Raw genomic sequence first — 18,803 nt, forward strand, 5'->3', positions numbered from 1 at the left:
AGGCCCACACCCAAGGAGTTTTCATGAGCACGTTCACGACCCAAGACGGCACCGAGATCTATTTCAAGGACTGGGGCAGCGGCAAGCCCGTGCTGTTCAGCCACGGTTGGCCGCTGGACGCCGACATGTGGGAATACCAGATGGAATACCTGAGCAGTCGCGGCTACCGGACCATTGCCTTTGACCGCCGTGGCTTCGGACGCTCGGACCAACCGTGGACCGGCTACGACTACGACACCTTCGCCGACGACATCGCGCAATTGATCGAGCACCTGGATCTGCGTGACGTGACCCTGGTCGGTTTCTCCATGGGCGGCGGCGATGTCAGCCGCTACATCGCACGCCACGGCAGCGAGCGTGTTGCCGGGCTGGTGCTGCTGGGCGCGGTGACGCCGCTGTTCGGCAAGAAACCGGACTTTGCCGAAGGCGTCGACAAGTCGGTGTTCGACGGGATCAAGGCCGGCCTGCTGAAGGATCGTGCGCAGTTCATCGCCGATTTCGCCGCGCCGTTCTATGGCACCAACCAGGGCCAGAAAGTCTCCGACGGCGTGCTGACGCAAACCCTGAACATCGCGCTGCTGGCCTCGCTCAAAGGCACCGTGGATTGCGTCACCGCGTTCTCGGAAACCGACTTCCGCCCGGACATGGCGAAAATCGATGTGCCGACGCTGGTGATTCACGGCGATGGCGATCAGATCGTCCCGTTCGAAACCACCGGCAAACGCGCCGCCGCGCAGATCAAGGGCGCCGAGTTGAAAGTCTACGCAGGCGCGCCGCACGGTTTTGCGGTCACCCATGCGCAGCAATTGAATGAAGACCTGCTGGTGTTTCTCGATCGCTGAGTCCGTGTGATCTGAACACGCCTTGAAAAGGGCCGCCGACAACCCTGTCGGCGGCCCTTTTTTCGTTGTCCCGGATTTCGGTGCCAGGGCGAAGCCTCGTGTTTACGGGGCTTTCAGGCCTCTGCATCACGTTTTTATCTTCACATGCCAGCTTAATAATATTTTACCGATAACCACCCCCTCCCTAGTCTGATCCCAAGCACAGAGAACAGGTCGACAGCGACCTGAATCCAACGGCCTCGTGAGAAGGGATCAGAGATGACCACTGAAATAATAAAAACAGACACGCTTGTTGTCGGCGCCGGTCAAGCGGGTGTGGCCATGAGTGAACACCTGAGCAAACTCGGTGTGCCGCACCTGGTGCTGGAGCGCAGCCGCATTGCCGAACGCTGGCGCACCGGGCGTTGGGATTCGCTGGTGGCCAACGGTCCGGCGTGGCACGACCGGTTTCCGGGGATGGAATTCGATGATGTCGATCCGGACGGTTTCGCCCACAAGGAGCGTGTCGCCGATTACTTCGAAGCCTATGCCAAGAAATTCAATGCACCGATCCGCACCGGCGTCGATGTGAAAAGCGTGGTGCGCAATGTCGGGCGTCCGGGTTTCACCGTCGAGACCTCTGAAGGCGTGATCGAAGCGGCCCGTGTCGTCGCTGCAACAGGTCCGTTCCAGCGTCCAGTGATCCCGGCTATTGCGCCGAAAGATGAACGCCTGCTGCAGATTCACTCAGCCGACTATCGCAACCCGCAACAACTGCCGACCGGCGCGGTACTGGTGGTCGGCGCCGGTTCGTCGGGCGTGCAGATCGCCGACGAATTGCAGCGTTCGGGCAAGCAGGTTTACCTCTCGGTCGGCGCCCATGACCGCCCTCCTCGCGCTTACCGCAACCGTGATTTCTGCTGGTGGCTCGGCGTGCTCGGCGAGTGGGATCAGGCTGCAATGAAACCCGGCCGCGAGCACGTGACCATCGCCGTCAGCGGTGCCCATGGTGGCCGTACCATCGACTTCCGTGGCCTGGCCCATCGCGGCATGACTCTGGTTGGCGTCACCGAGTCGTTCAGCGACGGCGTGGTGACCTTCAAGCAAGACCTGCGCGACAACCTCAAGCGCGGCGACGAGAACTACCTCGCGCTGCTGGATGCCGCCGATGCCTATATCGAACGCAACGGCCTCGATCTGCCGCTGGAACCGGAAGCCCGGGAAACCTATCCGGATCCTGAATGCGTGAAAAACCCGCTGGCCGATCTCGATCTGGCCGCCGCCGACATCACCTCGATCATCTGGGCCACCGGGTTTGCCGTGGACTATTCGTGGCTGAAAGTCGCCGCTTTCGACGACAACGGCAAGCCGCAACATCAGCGCGGTGTGTCCAGCGAATCGGGTGTGTATTTCCTCGGTCTGCCGTGGCAGTCACGACGCGGTTCGTCGTTCATCTGGGGCGTGTGGCACGACGCCAAGCACGTGGCCGATCACATCGCCACCCAGCGCAAATACCTGGCCTATCGCGATGCCGAACAACGCGAAGCCGCGCTGCACAACAACGCTGTCGACACCGTCGACGCTTGATTTCCCTCTTCAATCCCGGCACCCGTCGCGCCGGGCCCGATTTCGTCAGGAGCCTCACATGAGTCAGCCAACCCATACCCGCATTCGCATGTTCAACACCAAGGACACCTACCCGAACCAGACCCTGGACAACGACCTGTGCCAGGCCGTGCGTGCCGGCAACACCGTGTATGTCCGTGGTCAGGTCGGGACCAATTTCGATGGCGAACTGGTCGGCCTCGGCGACCCGCGCGCGCAGACCGAACAGGCGATGCGCAACGTCAAGCAACTGCTCGAAGAGGCCGGCAGCGACCTGAGCCATATCGTCAAGACCACCACTTACCTGATCGATCCGCGCTACCGCGAGCCGGTGTATCAGGAAGTCGGTAAATGGCTGAAGGGCGTGTTCCCGATCTCCACCGGGCTGGTGGTGTCGGCTTTGGGTCAGCCGCAGTGGCTGATGGAAATTGATGTGGTGGCGGTGATTCCCGAGTAATTCGACCTTAGCGAAAGGAGGCCACACATGACATTTTCCATCGCCGCCCGCTGCCCCGAAACCGGGCAGTTCGGCATCGCCATCAGCTCCTCCAGCATTGCCGTCGGCGCCCGTTGCCCGTGGCTGTTGCCGGGTGTTGGCGCGGTGTCGAGCCAGAACATCACCCTGCCGTCGCTCGGCCCGGAAGTGCTCGCCCTGATGGAACAAGGCCTGGCGCCCGACGCCGCGCTGGACAAGGTGCTGACCCGCAACGGCTACAGTCAGTACCGGCAGATCACGGCAATCAATCATCTCGGCCAGACCGCGCATTTCAGCGGCGCGCAGACTCTCGGCGTGCACAACGCCGTGTCCGGCGAGCAATGCGTGGCGGCGGGCAACATGCTCGCCGGGCGCTCGGTGATCGAAGCCATGGTCAGCGCGTTCGAAGAAGGCGAAGGTCAATTGGCCGATCGCCTGATCAAGGCCCTGCACGCCGCCCAGGCCTTGGGCGGTGAAGCAGGCCCGGTGCATTCGGCAGCCGTGGTCGTGGTCGGCGATCTGACCTGGCCCATCGTCAACCTGCGGGTGGACTGGGCCGATGAAGACCCGATCGGCCAATTGCAAAAACTCTGGGACGCCTATCGCCCGCAGCTTCAGGACTACATCGACCGCGCCCTCGATCCGGCGAAGGCGCCGGGCTACGGGGTTGCCGGAGACGACCGATGAGCAACAGCGTCGCGTTGCTCAAGACGCTGGTGGGGTTCGACACCACCAGCCGCGAGTCCAACCTGCAATTGATCGACTTCGTGCGTAGCTACCTCGAAGGTTTCGACGTGCCGTGCGAGCTGATCTACAACGATGAGCGCAGCAAGGCCAATCTGTTCGCCACGATCGGCCCGGCCGATCAGCCGGGCATCGTGCTGTCGGGACACACCGATGTGGTGCCGGCGGACGGTCAGCCATGGACGCTGCCGCCGTTTGAACTCAGCGAGCGCGACGGCAAGCTTTACGGTCGCGGCACGGCGGACATGAAGGGCTACATCGCCTGCGTGCTGGCGCTGGTGCCGTCGTTGATCGAAGCATCATTGCGCCTGCCGGTGCACATTGCTTTGTCCTATGACGAAGAGGTCGGCTGCCTCGGCGTGCGTTCACTGCTCAAGGTGCTGGAGCAACGTCCGGTCAAACCGTTGCTGTGCATCATCGGCGAACCGACCGAACTCAAACCGGTGCTCGGGCACAAGGGCAAACTGGCGATGCGCTGTGATGTTCAGGGTCATGCCTGTCACTCGGCCTATGCGCCACTCGGCGTCAATGCCATCGAATGCGCCGCAGAATTGATCGGCGAGCTGGGACGCATCGGTCGACAGCTCAAGGATGAACACCTCGATCCGCGTTTCGACCCGCCGTATTCCACGGTGCAAACCGGTGTGATCAGCGGCGGCAAGGCGTTGAACATCGTCCCCGCCGATTGCCGTTTCGACTTTGAAATCCGTGCCCTGCCCTCGCAGGATCCGGCGCTTGTCGCGCAACAACTCAAGGCCTACGCCGAGCAGCAGATGCTGCCGCGCATGCGGGCGGTCAGCGAGCAGAGTGATATCCGGTTCAGCGAATTGTCGGCCTATCCGGGATTGGCTACCGACGCCCGAAGCCAGGCAGCCGAATTGATCGCCACGTTCTGTGGCTCGGACGATTTCGGCACCGTGGCGTTTGGCACTGAAGGCGGACTGTTCGATGCGGTGGGGATTCCCACGGTGGTATGCGGCCCCGGCAGCATGGATCAGGGCCACAAGCCGGACGAGTTTGTCAGCCTCGATCAGCTCACGGCCTGCGATGCGATGCTGCAACGGATGGTGGCGTCGATTCGCCTCTGAAAAACCGGTCTGGCTGCTGGATCAGGTCCGCAGCCAAGCCGCACCAACACCGACAGACAGCTGCTCCGATGGAGGTCAGCTGCGTTGTCGTTCATGGCGCTGAAACGCCCGAAGCAGAGCGCTTTCAGCTGACCGGAGAGCCTCGTTTTTTTAACGCCTGAAGCAACAAAACTACTAATTTATCTCTCCCCTTTCCTTGCCCATGATCGACCCCAACAAGAAATGCGCCGTCCGTGCCGGCGCTCACTGAAGTACGTCCACGTACTCGTCCTTGCCTTGGAGTTCGTCATGACCACCTCTGCAACAACGTCCGCACCGCTCATTGAAAAACACACGATCGGCTACGTGCCGCCCGAAGATCGCCACGGAAAGGTTCGGGATCTGTTCACCCTCTGGTTCGGCGGCAACATCGCGCCGTTGCCCATCGTCACCGGCGCCCTTGGCGTGCAGCTGTTCCACCTGAATCTGGTGTGGGGCATCGTCGCCATTCTGGTCGGTCACCTGGTCGGCGGTGTGTTGATGGCGCTGCACTCGGCGCAAGGCCCGCAGATGGGCATTCCGCAGATGATCCAGAGCCGTGCGCAGTTCGGCTCCCTCGGCGCGCTGCTGGTGGTGTTGATCGCCGGCGTCATGTACATCGGCTTCTTCGCCTCCAACATCGTGCTGGCTGGCAAGTCGCTGCATGGCGTGGTCGACAGCGTTCCGGTGCCGGTCGGCATCGTCATCGGCGCGCTGGGTTCGGGGATCATCGGCATCATCGGTTATCGCTTCATCCACGTGCTCAACCGCATCGGCACCTGGGTGCTTGGGATCGGCATCGTGGTCGGCTTCGGCTACATCCTCACCCACATCCAGACCGATGACTTCCTCACTCGCGGCAGCTTCAATATCTCGGGCTGGCTTGCGACGGTGTCGTTGGCGGCGTTGTGGCAGATTGCGTTTGCGCCTTACGTGTCGGACTACTCGCGTTACTTGCCGGCGAATGTGCCGGTGGCGGCGACCTTCTGGACGACCTATCTGGGATCGGCGCTGGGTTCGAGCCTGTCGTTCGTGTTCGGCGCCGTTGCCGTGCTGGCAACGCCCGTGGGCATGGACACCATGGATGCGGTGAAACTCGCCACGGGCGCCATCGGCCCCTTGATGCTGGTGCTGTTCCTGCTCAGCGTCATCAGCCACAACGCCCTCAACCTGTATGGTGCGGTGCTGTCGCTGATCACGCTGGTGCAGACCTTCGCCTACCGCTGGATTCCGACCGCCAAGAGCCGCGCAGTGATTTCGATCATTGTCCTGCTGGCCTGCTGCTTCGCTGCGGTCGGCGCTTCGGCAGACTTCATCGGCCACTTCGTCGACATGGTGCTGGTGTTGTTGGTCGTACTGGTGCCGTGGACCGCGATCAACCTGATCGACTTCTATGCCATCCACAAAGGCCAGTACGACATCGGCTCGATCTTCCAGGTCGATGGCGGCATCTACGGACGTTACAACCCGCAAGCCTTGCTGGCTTACGCGATCGGTATCGCGGTGCAGATTCCGTTCATGAACACGCCGCTGTACGTGGGGCCGGTGTCGGCGCACATCAACGGCGCGGACCTGTCGTGGGTGGTTGGCTTGCTGGTGACCTCGCCGCTGTATTTCTGGCTGGCGACCCGTGACAGTGCGTATCGTCGGCGGCTGACCTCCGGAAAACTGGCGAACAGTCTGTAAGCCATCCGTTCTGCGCTGACACAAGAAGGCCCTCGAATACGAGGGCCTTTTTGCTTTGTAGCGAAGCGTCTATTTCGCCTTGAACGCCTCACGCCGGGCCTGTCGTTCAGCGGCGTACGCATCTTGCGGCTGGCTGATCAAATCCTCACGGCGCAACACTTCACCGCAGTGATCGCACAACGGCCCGAGGCCAGCGCTGTGGTTGCAGTTCTTGTGGGTCATGTTCACCGCCAACCCTTCCTCCGGCGACTTGCACCAGGTCTCGCCCCAGGCGCGTAACGCCATCACCACCGGGTAAAACGCCTCGCCTTTTGCGGTGAGGTGATACTCGTAGCGTTTCGGCCGCTCGTTATACAGGCGGCGCTCGACCAGACCGTCCGCCTCGAGGCTTTTCAGACGGGCGGCGACCATCTGCGGCGTACCGCCGGTCTGGGCCAGGATCTCGTCGTAGCGATGGCTGCCCATGAACAATTCGCGCAAAACCAGCACCGTCCAGCGGTCGCCGACGATCGACTCGGCCCGGGAAATCGGGCACAGCGTATCGGGAAGACTATCGTTTACAGCCATCAGGGCTTGCCTCTTTCACAGTTACTATGATTATCATATCAACACGATGCGGGAACAAGCCCTGAGCATCGATCACTCTCATTGCCGGAGTACATCGCCATGTCGAAACCTCTCTATCCGCTCGACAGAACCGCCTACCTGCTGGTCGATCCGTACAACGATTTTCTCTCCGACGGCGGCAAGATCTTTCCGCTGATCAGGCCGATGGCCGAGCAGAACGGCCTGCTCGACAACCTGCGCAAACTCGATCGCGCCGTGCGGGCCCTGCCGATTCCGGTCGTCATCGTACCGCATCACCGCTGGGTCAAAGGCGACTACGAGAACTGGGATCACCCAACCCCGACCCAACAAAAGATCATGCACATGCACCACTTCGCACGCGGCGAATGGGGCGGTGAATGGCACCCGGATTTCGCGCCGAAGGACGGCGACATCGTGGTCCAGGAACACTGGGGCTCCAGCGGTTTCGCCAACACCGACCTGGATTTTCGCCTGAAACAGCAAGGCGTCACCCACGTGATCATCGTCGGCCTGCTCGCCAATACCTGCATCGAAGCCACCGCGCGCTACGCATCGGAACTCGGCTATCACGTCACGCTGGTGCGCGATGCCACCGCCGCATTCAAGGAGGAAATGATGCACGCCGCCCACGAACTCAACGGCCCGACGTTCGCCCATGTCATCACCACCACGGACGAACTGATCGCCAGTCTTCAGTCGCAAGGTGACGCGAAATGAGTCTGACCGGCCACCTGCTGATCGGCGCCGCTGACGTGCCTGCCACCGAGGGCACAATGAAGGCGCTGAATCCGGCAACCAACACGCTGATCGAACCGGAATTCGCCTTCGGCGGCAGGGCGCAGGTCGATCAGGCGGCAACCCTCGCTGACGCGGCCTTCGATAGCTACAGCCACACTTCGCTGGCCGAGCGTGCGGCGTTTCTCGAAAGCATCGCCGACAACCTCAACGCCGCGCGCGAGGAACTGGCCGCCCGCGCCGCACTGGAAACCGGTCTGCCTCAGGCGCAACTCGAAGGCGAAGCTGCCAGAGCTGCGACCCAGTTCCGTCAGTTCGCCGAGGTGGTGCGCAAAGGGCGCTTTCTGCAACTGGCCATCGACCCGGCGCAACCTGATCGTCAGCCCCGGCCACGGATGGATCATCGACTGCAGAAAGTCGCCATCGGCCCGGTAGCGATTTTCGGTGCGAGCAATTTTCCGATCTCCTATTCGGTGGCCGGCGGCGACACTGCGTCGGCACTCGCGGCCGGTGCGACGGTGATTCTCAAGGCGCACAACGCGCATCCCGGGGCCTCGGAAATCCAGGCTCGCGCGATCCGCAAAGCGGTGCAGATGCATGGCTTGCACGAGGGTGTTTTTTCGATGGTGCGCGGTGGCGGCAATGCGATCGGTGAGGCGCTGGTCGATCATCCATTGATTAAAGCGGTGACGTTCACAGGTTCAGAGGTGGGCGGTATGGCGCTTTATCGCCGCGCTCAATTACGGCCCGATCCGATTCCGGTGTTCACCGAAATGACCAGCGTCAACCCGACGTTCATTCTGCCCGAGGCACTGGAGGCACGCGGCGCGGAAATCGGTGACGGTTTCGTCGAACGAATGCTGGTCAATGTCGGGCAAGCCTGTCTGTGTCCGTCGATTCTGATCGCGGTCGAAGGCGAAGGTCTGCAAGCGCTGCGCAGCGCCATGATCAACCGGGTTAGCGCAGCGCCGGCACGCACGATGCTGACGCCGGGGATTCACGGTTCATACGTCAAAGGACTGGAGGCGATGGAAAGCGTGGGGGCGAATCTGGTGGCGGTCGGCGCACCGGCAGATGGTCAACTTGAGGGACGCTCGGCGTTGCTGGAAGTTGACGGCCAACGCCTGCTCAGCGAACCGGCGCTGGCCCATGAAGTGTTCGGCCCAGCCGCGCTATTGGTAACGGTCAACGATGAAGAAGAGTTGCTGGCCGTCGCGCGTTCGTTCAAGGGTCAGTTGAGCGCAGCCATTCACCTTGAAGACCGCGATCTGGATCTGGCCCGGCGTCTGCTGCCGATCCTCGAACGCCGCACCGGACGCATCGTGGTCAACGCCTTCGCCCATCCGCAGGAAGTGACCTTCGCCACCGTACACGGCGGGCCGTTCCCGGCCACTTCGGACAGCCGTTTCACCTCGGTCGGCATGACGTCAATCGAGCGTTTTCTGCGGCCGGTGGCATATCAGGGCTTTCCCGATGCATTGCTGCCGGAGGTGTTGCGCGAAGGTAATCCACTCGGCCTGCCCCGCAGCATCGACGGCCAATAAAAAATGCCCGGTTCGGCGAATCACCGAACCGGGCAAGCTTTTCAATCAAATGAGCAGGTCTTCATAGAAAGCACCGTACGGAAGCTCGGGGTGTTCGATCTGGATTTCCAGAATCCACACACCGGCATTCGGAGCCTGATCAAAGTCACCGAGATTGCCGCCGCGATAGATCGCATGAGGGAAATCGCTGACCCGGTGGCCCTTGATGTCCAGATTCAGCTTCCAGCCCATGGTTTCGGCCTGATCGGTGGCGTAACGATACAGCTCGACACCGGTCACACCCTGACGCCAGAAGGCTTCAACCTTGTCGAAGAGTTCTTTGGATGCTGCCGCACAAGCGACCATTTGCGGATCGGAACCGGTAACGAACGTCGCCCCGGCATCGCCTTCGTGGCCTTCCCAGACCACGCCCATATCGATGAAGAAAATGTCTTCGTCGCCCAAAACCGGATCGCCGTCGGAACGTTCCTTGAAGGTCTTCAGCGTGTTGGCGCCGAAGCGGATCAGCAGCGGATGCCAGATCCGGTCCATGCCCAGTTCGACGAGAATTTGTTTACCCCGGGCATGGGCTTGCGATTCGCGCATGCCGGGTTTGATCACCTTGGCGATCTCTTCCACGGCCTTCCAGGTCAACTGCTGGGCGTGGCGCATGGTTTCCAGCACAAAACGCTCACCTACCGCTTCTTTCCCGCTCAGGGCTGTGGTCATCGCTGATTCCTTCTGGCTAATCGCTTGCGCTGTATAGTTTTTTATATTGCGAAACAGGACGCCTAAGATACAACCATGACACAACGTGTCAATTCTCTTCTGCGCGCACCACACCGCGCTCTTCCAGCAAGCGCACAAACATGCTCAGACTGCGCGAAACCGTACCCCGCCGCCATACCAGCCACGTCGTCAGATAGCGAAAATCCGACGCCAGCGGCCAGACGCTGACCGTCGCGCAACCGGGCATGCTTTGCAGCATGCTGCGCGGCATCAAAGCCAGGCCGGCACCCGCACTGACGCAGGCGAGCATGCCGTGATAGGACTCCATTTCAAAAATCTTGCCCGGCACCGCAGCATCGGTGCTGAACCATTTTTCGAAGTGATGGCGATAGGAACAGTTCGAGCGGAACGCATAGATGTTCTCGCCGTTCACGTCCGCCGCGCGCTGGATCGGCCCGTGATTAAGCGGCGAGATGATGACCATTTCCTCTTCGAACGCCGGAATGCCTTCCAGCGCCGGATGCAAGACCGGGCCATCAACGAACGCAGCCGCCAGACGCCCGGAAAGCACACCGTCGATCATCGTCCCGGACGGCCCGGTCGACAGGTCCAGATCGACCTTCGGGTGTTGCTGGTTATAGGTCGCCAGCAAACCGGGAATGCGCACCGCCGCCGTGCTTTCCAGGGAGCCCAGCGGGAACGCGCCTTGCGGTTCCTCGCCGGCCACCGTGGCGCGGGCTTCCTGCACCAGATCGAGAATGCGCCGCGCGTATTCAAGAAAACTCCAGCCAGCCGGCGACAGGCGCAAGCGGCTTTTCTCACGGATGAACAGGTCGACGCCCAGATCTTCCTCCAACTGCTTGATGCGGGTCGTCAGGTTCGACGGCACGCGATGGATCTGCGCCGCCGCCGCGCTGATGCTGCCGTGCTCGGCAACGGCCTTGAAGATTTCCAGTTGCACCAGATCCACAGTCATTCTCCAATCGTGAAAGAAACGCTCTTTATTATTCAGTTTCCAGAAACCAAACGCCACCCTACTCTGAGCGCATCCACTGACCTCGCAGGACGATGCCATGAGCCCGATTTCCAGCCAGACCCACGCCATCTCGATCAACCCCGCCACCGGCGAGCAGATCGGTCACTACGCTTTCGAATCCGCCGAAGCCCTCGACGCTGCGCTGACCCGCGCCGCGTTCGGCTTCAACAAGTGGAAACGCAAACCGCTGCAGGATCGCTCCCGCGCCCTGACCGCACTGGCCGGCGCCCTGCGTGACAGCAGCGAAGCCATGGCCACCATGATCACCCGGGAAATGGGCAAGCCGATCGCCCAGGCCCGTGGCGAAATCGAGAAATGCGCCAAGCTCTGCGAGTGGTACGCCGAGCACGGCCCGGCCATGCTCAACGCCGAAGCGACGCTGGTCGAAGGCGGCAAGGCGCGCATCGAGTATCGTCCGCTCGGCCCGATCCTCGCCGTGATGCCGTGGAACTTCCCGATCTGGCAAGTGCTGCGCGGCGCCGTCCCGGCGCTGATCGCCGGCAACACTTACGTGCTCAAGCATGCGCCGAACGTGATGGGCAGCGCCTACCTGCTGCGCGACGCCTTCATCCGCGCCGGCTTTGCCGATGGCGTGTTTGAAGTGATCAACGTCACCCCGGAAGGCGTGTCCAGCGCCATTGCGGACCCGCGCATTGCCGCTGTAACCCTGACCGGCAGCGTCCGCGCCGGCATGGCCATCGGCGCACAGGCCGGTGCCGCGCTAAAGAAATGCGTGCTGGAGCTGGGCGGTTCCGATCCGTTCATCGTGCTCAACGACGCCGATATCGACGAAGCCGTGCAAGCAGCAGTCATCGGTCGCTATCAGAACTCCGGCCAGGTCTGCGCCGCCGCCAAACGCCTGATCATCGAAGAAGGCGTGGTCGAAGAGTTCACCCGCAAATTCGTCGAAGCCACTCGCCAGTTGAAGATGGGCGACCCGTTGTCCGCCGACAACTACATCGGCCCGATGGCCCGTTTCGATCTGCGCGACGAGCTCGATCAACAAGTGCGCGACACCCTGGAAGAAGGCGCCACCCTGCTGCTCGGGGGCGGCAAGGGCCAAGGGCCGGGCAACTACTACGAGCCGACCGTACTGGCCGACGTCACCGACCGCATGACTTCGTTCAAGCAGGAACTGTTCGGCCCGGTGGCCTCGATCATCACCGCCCGCGATTGCGCCCATGCCGTGGCCCTGGCCAACGACAGCGAGTTCGGCCTGACCGCTACGATTTACACCGCCAACGTCGCCCTCGCCCAGCAACTGACCAGCGAACTGGAAACCGGTGGTGTGTTCATCAACGGCTACTCCGCCAGCGACCCGCGCGTGACCTTCGGCGGCGTGAAGAAAAGCGGTTTCGGTCGTGAGCTGTCGCACTTCGGCGTGCGTGAGTTCTGTAATGCGCAGACGGTGTGGCTGGATCGCCGTTGATCCGGTCGATCCGATAAACACTGTGGGAGCGGGCTTGCCCGCGAAGAGGGAGTGTCAGTCTCCGGTTAAGGTGCCTGACATTCCGCCTTCGCGGGCAAGCCCGCTCCCACAGGTCTTGTTTCAGTCCTTGAAATCCGTGGACAGCGCCAGCTCATTCCACTCGGCCAACTCCTGCGCCACCAAGCGGTTCTTCGCTTCGATTCGCGCAATCGTGTCGCTGCCCAGCGCCAGCCGCTGCGGCGGGTTCGGCGCGTTGACCAGCGCCAGCATCGCTTCGGCAAACTTCTGCGGATCACCCGGTTGTGCATGGTTGGCCGCTTCGGCAAACGTGCGCATCTTGCCGACGGTTTCGTCGTAGTCCGGCAGCACCAGTGCGGTCTTGATCAGCGATTGTTCGTCGAGGAAGTCGGTGCGGAAGAAGCCCGGTTCGACCACCGTGGCATGAATGCCCAGCGGCGCCAGCTCCTGATGCAGGGCTTCGCTGATGCCTTCCACCGCGAACTTGGTCGAGCCGTAGACGCCCCAGCCCATGTACGCCTGATAGCCGCCAATCGACGAGATATTGATGACCCGCCCGCTGCGCTGGGCGCGCATGTGTGGCAGCACGGCGCGGGTGACGTTGAGCAGGCCGAACACGTTGGTGGCGAACAGGCGCTCGGTTTCGCTGGCACTGGTTTCTTCGACGGCGCCCAACACGCCGAAGCCGGCATTGTTGATCAGCACGTCGATGCGGCCGAAGCGCTTGATGCCCTGCGCCACCGCTTGATGTGCGTCCTCTTCGCGGGTGACGTCCAGCCTTACGGCCAGCAGGTTCGGGTGATCGCCGAGGCGGTCGGTGATGTCTTGCGGGTTGCGGGCGGTGGCAATCACCGCGTCACCGGCACGCAGGGCCTGTTCAGCGATAAGGGTGCCAAAACCACGGGAAGCTCCGGTAATCAGCCAGGTACGCATATCAACTCCTCCTGTCGGTGACCCTGGCGAGATTGCCGGGCCTTCTTGATGAGTTGAGTCGACTTTAAAGCTGTGCTACTGATGTGATAATCCCAACAAATTTGCATGACTTTGTGAAAGGCACTCACAAATGAAAAACCCGTCCACGGCGGACCTTTCGATCTTTCTCAGCATCGCCCAGCACCTGAATTTCAGTCGTGCGGCGGTGGATCTGGGCCTGACACCGTCGGCACTGAGCCATTCATTGCGGGCTCTGGAGAATCGCCTCGGCGTGAGGCTGTTCAATCGCACCACCCGCAGCGTTGCGCTGACCGAGGCTGGCGAACGACTGTATGCGCGGCTGAAACCGGCGTTTCGCGACATCGACGACGCCCTCGAAGACCTCAATCACTTTCGCGACAAACCTTCCGGCAACCTGCGCATCACTGCCGGGCGTCAGGCTTGCGAACTGGTGCTGCTGCCGATTGCCGGGGCGTTCCTGCAGGCCTACCCGGACATTCGCCTGGAAGTGGTCGAAAGCGATGCGCTGCTGGATATCGTCGCTGCCGGTTTTGATGCCGGGGTGCGGTTCGGCAATCGGCTGGAGGCGGACATGGTGTCGCTGCCGATCGGACCGACCTTGCGCTCGGTGGTGGTTGCCTCACCGGCGTTTCTGGAACGGCACGTCGCGCCGCAAAAACCGGAAGATCTGCACGCCCTGCCCTGCATCCGTCACCGTTTTCCCAGCGGCGCGCTGTATCGCTGGGAATTCGAACGCGGCGGCATCGTTCAGGAAATCGAGGTCAACGGCCCGCTGACCCTGGGCGATGTCAGCCTGATGATCGGCCCGGCGTTGCAGGGGTTGGGATTGGCTTATGTGTTCGAGGACATGGCCCGGGAACACCTGGCGAGCGGGCGGCTGGTGCAGGTGCTGGCGGACTGGTGCCCGTACTATCCCGGCCTGCATCTGTACTACCCGAGTCGGCGCCATGTGCCGGCGCCGCTCAAAGCGTTTATCGATTTCGCCCGCAATGCCCGCGAAGGCAAAACGGGCTGAGCCGTTCTACAGATACTTCAGCCAGGCAATGTCCCGTCGCCGGGCCTTCAATCCCGAGAACCAGCGCACGGCCGGGAACAACGCGACCGCCAGCACCACCGCCGCCAGCCACACTGCCGTCACCGTCGAGAAACCGAAATAGGTGCCCTGATTAAGCCCGAACAGCGCCACGCCGATCAGGTACAGCATCTTCAGCGCATACAGGTGCAGCAGGTAGAAAAACATCGGCGCCGAACCGAACACCGTCAGCCAGCGAATCCAGCGTCGATCCTGCGCACGCTCAAACACCAGCAACAGCAGCAGCCCGACGCTCACCGTCAGCGTGATGAACAACAGCGACGGCGGGTATTTGGTGATGTTGAAAAAGCTCATCAGGGTTTGCAGACCGCTGTCCCCGAAGGCCCAGGGTTTCTCGCCGTAACCGTTGACCAACCGCAGTGCCACGAATCCCAGCAGCCCGGCGACGCCACCGACCAACAAACGGCGCTGGCGCACGCCGGCATCGGCTGCGCGGGCGAACCACGGCCCCAGCGCGTAACCCAGACCGATCACGCCGATCCACGGTAACAACGGGTACGAGGTGCGCAGGCGCAAGGTCTCGCCGGCCTCGATCCAGCCGCGGTCATGCAGGATTGCCCACGGCACGTGAAGCGCCGACTCGGTTCCAAAGTGCAGTCCGTCGAGCAGGTTGTGCCCGGCAATGATCGCCAGGCTCAGCGTGAGCAACAGCCAGCGTGGCAGCCAGACCAGCAGCGACAGCGCGATCATGCTCAGGCCGATCGCCCAGATCACTTGCAGGTAGATCACGGTCGGTGGCAGCTGGAACGTCCAGGCGAAATTCACCAGGGTGAATTCGAGCGCCACCAGAAACAGACCGCGCTTGAACAGAAAGGCACTGACGTCAGCCTTGCCGTCGTACTTCTCGCCGAACAGCCACGCCGACAACCCGGTCAGCAGCACGAACACCGGCGCGCACAAATGCGCAAGCGTACGGCTGAAGAACAGCGCCGGCTCGGTGCTGGCGATGTCCATCGGGTCGGACACCTGACGATGCAGCAGAAAGGTTTCGCGCACGTGGTCCAGCAACATGAACAGAATCACCAGGCCACGCAGCGCATCAATGGACAGCAACCGGCCAGTCGCCGAGGGGGCAGAACGGGGAACCGCAATCGTCATGGAAGTATCGCAATCGAAAGGTTGATCGATGCGACCGCCCGAAAGCGGTCGCATAATTTTCGTTACCTTATAACATGAAAAACCGATCCAATCGCTAGCGGTTCTCAAACAGCGATCACGCGGTGCGCAGGGTTTCCAGCACGACCTGCAACGGATGGCGCAGCTGTCGATCAGCCTGGCGCTTGACCTGACTGCGGCAGGAATACCCGGTGGCCAGTGCCTCGCCCTTCTCCACCGGTGCCTCGATCTGCTTCGCCCAGGATTGCTCGTAGATCACTGCCGACGTCTCGCGATTGCGCGCTTCGTGTCCGTAAGTGCCGGACATGCCGCAGCAACCGGTGGCCTGGGTCGCCAGCTTCAGGCCGACGCGCTCGAACACCTGCTCCCATTGCCGGGTCGCGGCCGGGGCGTTGGTTTTCTCGGTGCAGTGCGCCAGCAGGCGGAAAGTGTCGGCGCGGCGCTGATGGATTTGCTCCGGCATCACCTTGAGCAGCCACTCCTGCACCAGCGCCACCTCCGGGCATTTCTCCATCCCCGGCACTTTCAGATATTCCTGGCGATAGACCAGAGTCATGGCCGGGTCGAGTCCCACCAGCGGCACACCGACCTCGGCCAGTGCGCGCAATTGCCCGGCATTGCGCAACGCCGCGCGATTGAACGCCGACAGAAAGCCCTGCACATGCAGCGGCTTGCCGTTGGCACTGAACGGCGCCAGATAAACCTGATAGCCGAGGCGCGAAATCAACTCGATCAGGTCCGCCAGTAACGGCGCCTCGAAATACCGGGTGAAGGCATCCTGCACCAGTACCACGCTGCGCTCGCGTTGTGCCTGTGTCAGCGCTGACAACACGTCCGCCGACGCCGGCTGAACCTGCCAGCGACGCATCGCCGCGTGGAAATCGAAACGGCTGAGCAACGGCACATCGACCATGCCGCCAAGGCGCTCGATCAAGCGCCGGCTGAACGAGGCGCCCATCAAGCCGTTATAGAGCAACGGAATCCGCGCCATGTACGGAATCGTGTACTCCAGCGAAGCAATCAGATAATCCCGCGCCGGCCGCAGATAGCGGGTGTGATACAGCTCCAGAAACCGCGAGCGGAAGTCCGGCACGTTCACTTTCACCGGGCACTGCCCCGCGCAGGACTTGCACGCCAGGCAGCCGGCCATGGCGTCGTACACCTCGTGAGAGAAGTCCTGTTCCTGCGCACGGCTGTTGCGCCAACGCTGCAGCAACGTGCTGAAAAACGGCGGACGGCGGCTGGCATCGGACAACACATCAACACCCGCCTCCCCCTGCAACCGCAGCCACTCGCGAATCAGCGAGGCGCGACCCTTGGGCGATTGCGCGCGCTGGCGGGTGGCTTTCCACGACGGGCACATCGCATCGTCGGGATCGAAGTTGTAGCAGGCGCCGTTGCCGTTGCAGTGCATGGCCGCGCCGTAGTCCTGCCAGACTTTTTCGTCGATCTGCCGATCAAGTTCGCCACGCAGGGTCACTTCGTCGATCTTCAGCAACGCCGCGCCGGGAATATTCGGCGTGGCAATCTTGCCGGGGTTGAACTGGTTGAACGGATCGAACGCCGCCTTCAAGGCTTGCAGCGCCGGGTACAACGCGCCGAAGAACGCCGGCGCATATTCCGAGCGCAGGCCCTTTCCGTGCTCGCCCCACAGCAGGCCGCCGTAACGCTGGGTCAGCGCAGCGACGCCGTCCGAAACGGGACGCACCAGTGCGGCTTGTTGCGGATCCTTCATGTCGAGAATCGGCCGCACGTGCAGCACACCGGCATCGACGTGGCCGAACATGCCGTATTGCAGCTTATGGCTGTCGAGCAGGTCGCGCAGTTCGGCGATGTACTCGGCCAAGTGCTGCGGCGGCACGGCGGTGTCTTCGACAAACGGCTGCGGCCGCGCTTCACCGGCGACGTTGCCGAGCAGACCCACCGCGCGCTTGCGCATGCCGTAGACGCGATTCACCGCCGCATGCCCGACGGCCAGCGTGTGGCCCAGGCGCTCGACCGTGGCGTCGGTGCCCAGGTGCTGGACAAAAGCCTCGACCCGACCTTGCAATTCCTCGGGATCGTCACCGCAGAACTCAACCAGGTTGATGCCCAACGTCGGCCGTTCGGCGCTTTCCGGGAAATACTCGGCGACGCCATGCCAGACGATGTCCTGCATCGCCAGCAACAGCACTTTGGAGTCCACCGTTTCGATCGACAGCGGCTTGAGCGCCATCAACGCCCGGGCATCGCGCAAGGCATCCATGAAGCCGGCGTAGCGAATGTTCACCAGCATCGTGTGCCTGGGGATCGGCAACACGTTGAGCCTGGCCTCGACCACAAACCCCAGCGAACCTTCAGCGCCGCACAGCACGCTGTTGAGGTTGAAACGGTTGTCGGCCTCGCGCAGGTGCGCCAGGTCGTAGCCGGTCAGGCAGCGGTTGAGGTCGGGGAAGGTTTCCCGGATCAGCTCGCCTTGCTCATCGATGATCTGCCGCGCGCAGCGATACACCTCACCGGCCCGGCCCTCACGGGCGCATTCCGCTGCCAGCTCGCTTTCTTCCAATGGACGACCGTGCAAGCGCTCGCCACCACGCAGGACCATGTGCAGTTCCAGCACGTGGTCGCGGGTCTTGCCGTAGGTGCAACTGCCCTGTCCGCTGGCGTCGGTGTTGATCATGCCGCCGACGGTGGCACGGTTCGAGGTCGACAGTTCCGGGGCGAAAAACAGCCCGGCGGATTTCAGCGCGGCGTTCAGTTGATCCTTCACCACACCCGCCTGCACCCGCACCCAACGTTGTTCAACGTTGATTTCGAGGATGCGGTTCATGTGCCGCGACAGGTCGACGACGATGCCGTCGGTCAGCGACTGGCCGTTGGTGCCGGTGCCGCCGCCGCGGGGCGTGATCACCACTTTCTGGTAGGCCGGTTCGGCGATCAGGCGCGCCAGCAGCGCCACGTCGTCGGCATCGCGCGGGAACACCGCCGCTTGCGGCAAGCGCTGATAGATCGAGTTGTCAGTGGCCAGCACCACGCGGCTGGCGTAGTCGGCACTGATTTCGCCGCGAAAGCCGCCGGTTTCAAGGGCTTTGAGAAACTGTTGGTAGTCGGTGTTCAACGCGGTGGAAGGCGACAGCTGGGCAATCATCGGGAGGGCAATCTCGGT

The 18,803-nt window shown here is 62.3% G+C and carries 16 protein-coding genes; 10 read left to right on the forward strand and 6 right to left on the reverse strand.

The genetic code is table 11. The features are described from left to right. Positions 1–23 precede the first annotated feature (23 nt). From KJY40_RS17105 to KJY40_RS17130, 6 genes are all read left to right on the forward strand, one after another. Positions 24–842, forward strand: a complete 819-nt coding sequence (locus KJY40_RS17105) for an alpha/beta fold hydrolase (RefSeq protein ID WP_230731342.1) — start codon at positions 24–26, stop codon at positions 840–842. 258 nt (positions 843–1,100) lie between these two features. Continuing rightward, on the forward strand, positions 1,101–2,408 hold the full coding sequence (locus KJY40_RS17110; RefSeq protein ID WP_230731345.1) for a flavin-containing monooxygenase: 1,308 nt from the start codon (positions 1,101–1,103) through the stop codon (positions 2,406–2,408). Between the two features lie 58 nt (positions 2,409–2,466). Beyond that, positions 2,467–2,883, forward strand: a complete 417-nt coding sequence (locus tag KJY40_RS17115) for a RidA family protein (protein ID WP_007950460.1) — start codon at positions 2,467–2,469, stop codon at positions 2,881–2,883. A gap of 27 nt (positions 2,884–2,910) precedes the next feature. Next, positions 2,911–3,588: a DUF1028 domain-containing protein gene (locus KJY40_RS17120; protein ID WP_230731347.1), complete on the forward strand. Its 678-nt coding sequence runs from the start codon at positions 2,911–2,913 to the stop codon at positions 3,586–3,588. Further along, complete coding sequence (gene argE / locus KJY40_RS17125) at positions 3,585–4,733, forward strand: acetylornithine deacetylase (protein ID WP_230731349.1); 1,149 nt, start codon at positions 3,585–3,587, stop codon at positions 4,731–4,733. Before KJY40_RS17120 ends, argE begins: the two co-directional genes overlap by 4 nt. 288 nt (positions 4,734–5,021) lie before the next feature. Next, positions 5,022–6,437, forward strand: a complete 1,416-nt coding sequence (locus KJY40_RS17130; protein ID WP_230731351.1) for a purine-cytosine permease family protein — start codon at positions 5,022–5,024, stop codon at positions 6,435–6,437. Positions 6,438–6,506: 69 nt separating this feature from the next. Here the strand turns inward: KJY40_RS17130 and KJY40_RS17135 are convergent, their stop codons facing one another. After that, complete coding sequence (locus KJY40_RS17135; RefSeq protein WP_230731353.1) at positions 6,507–7,004, reverse strand: winged helix-turn-helix transcriptional regulator; 498 nt, start codon at positions 7,002–7,004, stop codon at positions 6,507–6,509. A gap of 99 nt (positions 7,005–7,103) precedes the next feature. Here KJY40_RS17135 and KJY40_RS17140 point away from each other — a divergent pair, with 99 nt between their 5' ends. Continuing rightward, positions 7,104–7,742, forward strand: coding sequence for an isochorismatase family cysteine hydrolase (locus KJY40_RS17140; protein ID WP_230731355.1), 639 nt, complete (start codon positions 7,104–7,106; stop codon positions 7,740–7,742). After that, on the forward strand, positions 7,739–9,304 hold the full coding sequence (locus tag KJY40_RS17145; protein ID WP_230731357.1) for an aldehyde dehydrogenase (NADP(+)): 1,566 nt from the start codon (positions 7,739–7,741) through the stop codon (positions 9,302–9,304). The genes KJY40_RS17140 and KJY40_RS17145 overlap by 4 nt, the downstream gene beginning before the upstream one ends. A 45-nt stretch (positions 9,305–9,349) precedes the next feature. Here the strand turns inward: KJY40_RS17145 and KJY40_RS17150 are convergent, their stop codons facing one another. Continuing rightward, positions 9,350–10,012 carry a M24 family metallopeptidase gene (locus KJY40_RS17150; RefSeq protein WP_230731358.1) on the reverse strand — a complete coding sequence of 221 codons (663 nt, stop codon included), beginning with the start codon at positions 10,010–10,012 and terminating at the stop codon, positions 9,350–9,352. An 88-nt stretch (positions 10,013–10,100) separates the two neighbouring features. Beyond that, positions 10,101–10,982, reverse strand: a complete 882-nt coding sequence (ptrR, locus tag KJY40_RS17155; RefSeq protein ID WP_230737716.1) for a putrescine utilization regulator PtrR — start codon at positions 10,980–10,982, stop codon at positions 10,101–10,103. Between the two features lie 103 nt (positions 10,983–11,085). Between ptrR and KJY40_RS17160 the strand changes: the two genes are divergently transcribed. Continuing rightward, complete coding sequence (locus tag KJY40_RS17160) at positions 11,086–12,477, forward strand: aldehyde dehydrogenase family protein (protein ID WP_230731359.1); 1,392 nt, start codon at positions 11,086–11,088, stop codon at positions 12,475–12,477. 120 nt (positions 12,478–12,597) lie between these two features. Here the strand turns inward: KJY40_RS17160 and KJY40_RS17165 are convergent, their stop codons facing one another. Beyond that, positions 12,598–13,428, reverse strand: a complete 831-nt coding sequence (locus KJY40_RS17165; RefSeq protein WP_230731360.1) for an oxidoreductase — start codon at positions 13,426–13,428, stop codon at positions 12,598–12,600. A gap of 130 nt (positions 13,429–13,558) precedes the next feature. Here KJY40_RS17165 and KJY40_RS17170 point away from each other — a divergent pair, with 130 nt between their 5' ends. Further along, positions 13,559–14,464: a LysR family transcriptional regulator gene (locus KJY40_RS17170; RefSeq protein ID WP_230731361.1), complete on the forward strand. Its 906-nt coding sequence runs from the start codon at positions 13,559–13,561 to the stop codon at positions 14,462–14,464. A 6-nt stretch (positions 14,465–14,470) separates the two neighbouring features. On the opposite strand, the gene KJY40_RS17175 is transcribed toward KJY40_RS17170, so the two are convergent. Both KJY40_RS17175 and ydiJ read right to left on the reverse strand, forming a co-directional pair. Continuing rightward, positions 14,471–15,640, reverse strand: a complete 1,170-nt coding sequence (locus tag KJY40_RS17175) for a DUF1624 domain-containing protein (protein ID WP_230737718.1) — start codon at positions 15,638–15,640, stop codon at positions 14,471–14,473. Between the two features lie 115 nt (positions 15,641–15,755). Then, positions 15,756–18,785, reverse strand: coding sequence for a D-2-hydroxyglutarate dehydrogenase YdiJ (gene ydiJ, locus KJY40_RS17180; RefSeq protein WP_230737720.1), 3,030 nt, complete (start codon positions 18,783–18,785; stop codon positions 15,756–15,758). Positions 18,786–18,803 lie beyond the last annotated feature (18 nt).

Origin of the sequence: Pseudomonas fitomaticsae, from assembly GCF_021018765.1 — a bacterium.
Classification (GTDB): Bacteria; Pseudomonadota; Gammaproteobacteria; order Pseudomonadales; family Pseudomonadaceae; genus Aquipseudomonas; species Aquipseudomonas fitomaticsae.

Coding starts and splice junctions, on each gene's coding strand:
- ydiJ (WP_230737720.1), bottom strand. CDS start 18,785: ATGATTGCCCAGCTGTCGCCTTCCACCGCGTTGAACACCGACTACCAA.
- KJY40_RS17150 (WP_230731358.1), bottom strand. CDS start 10,012: ATGACCACAGCCCTGAGCGGGAAAGAAGCGGTAGGTGAGCGTTTTGTG.
- KJY40_RS17175 (WP_230737718.1), bottom strand. CDS start 15,640: ATGACGATTGCGGTTCCCCGTTCTGCCCCCTCGGCGACTGGCCGGTTG.
- KJY40_RS17165 (WP_230731360.1), bottom strand. CDS start 13,428: ATGCGTACCTGGCTGATTACCGGAGCTTCCCGTGGTTTTGGCACCCTT.
- KJY40_RS17120 (WP_230731347.1), top strand. CDS start 2,911: ATGACATTTTCCATCGCCGCCCGCTGCCCCGAAACCGGGCAGTTCGGC.
- KJY40_RS17115 (WP_007950460.1), top strand. CDS start 2,467: ATGAGTCAGCCAACCCATACCCGCATTCGCATGTTCAACACCAAGGAC.
- KJY40_RS17105 (WP_230731342.1), top strand. CDS start 24: ATGAGCACGTTCACGACCCAAGACGGCACCGAGATCTATTTCAAGGAC.
- KJY40_RS17130 (WP_230731351.1), top strand. CDS start 5,022: ATGACCACCTCTGCAACAACGTCCGCACCGCTCATTGAAAAACACACG.
- KJY40_RS17140 (WP_230731355.1), top strand. CDS start 7,104: ATGTCGAAACCTCTCTATCCGCTCGACAGAACCGCCTACCTGCTGGTC.
- KJY40_RS17170 (WP_230731361.1), top strand. CDS start 13,559: ATGAAAAACCCGTCCACGGCGGACCTTTCGATCTTTCTCAGCATCGCC.
- KJY40_RS17145 (WP_230731357.1), top strand. CDS start 7,739: ATGAGTCTGACCGGCCACCTGCTGATCGGCGCCGCTGACGTGCCTGCC.
- KJY40_RS17135 (WP_230731353.1), bottom strand. CDS start 7,004: ATGGCTGTAAACGATAGTCTTCCCGATACGCTGTGCCCGATTTCCCGG.
- KJY40_RS17110 (WP_230731345.1), top strand. CDS start 1,101: ATGACCACTGAAATAATAAAAACAGACACGCTTGTTGTCGGCGCCGGT.
- argE (WP_230731349.1), top strand. CDS start 3,585: ATGAGCAACAGCGTCGCGTTGCTCAAGACGCTGGTGGGGTTCGACACC.
- KJY40_RS17160 (WP_230731359.1), top strand. CDS start 11,086: ATGAGCCCGATTTCCAGCCAGACCCACGCCATCTCGATCAACCCCGCC.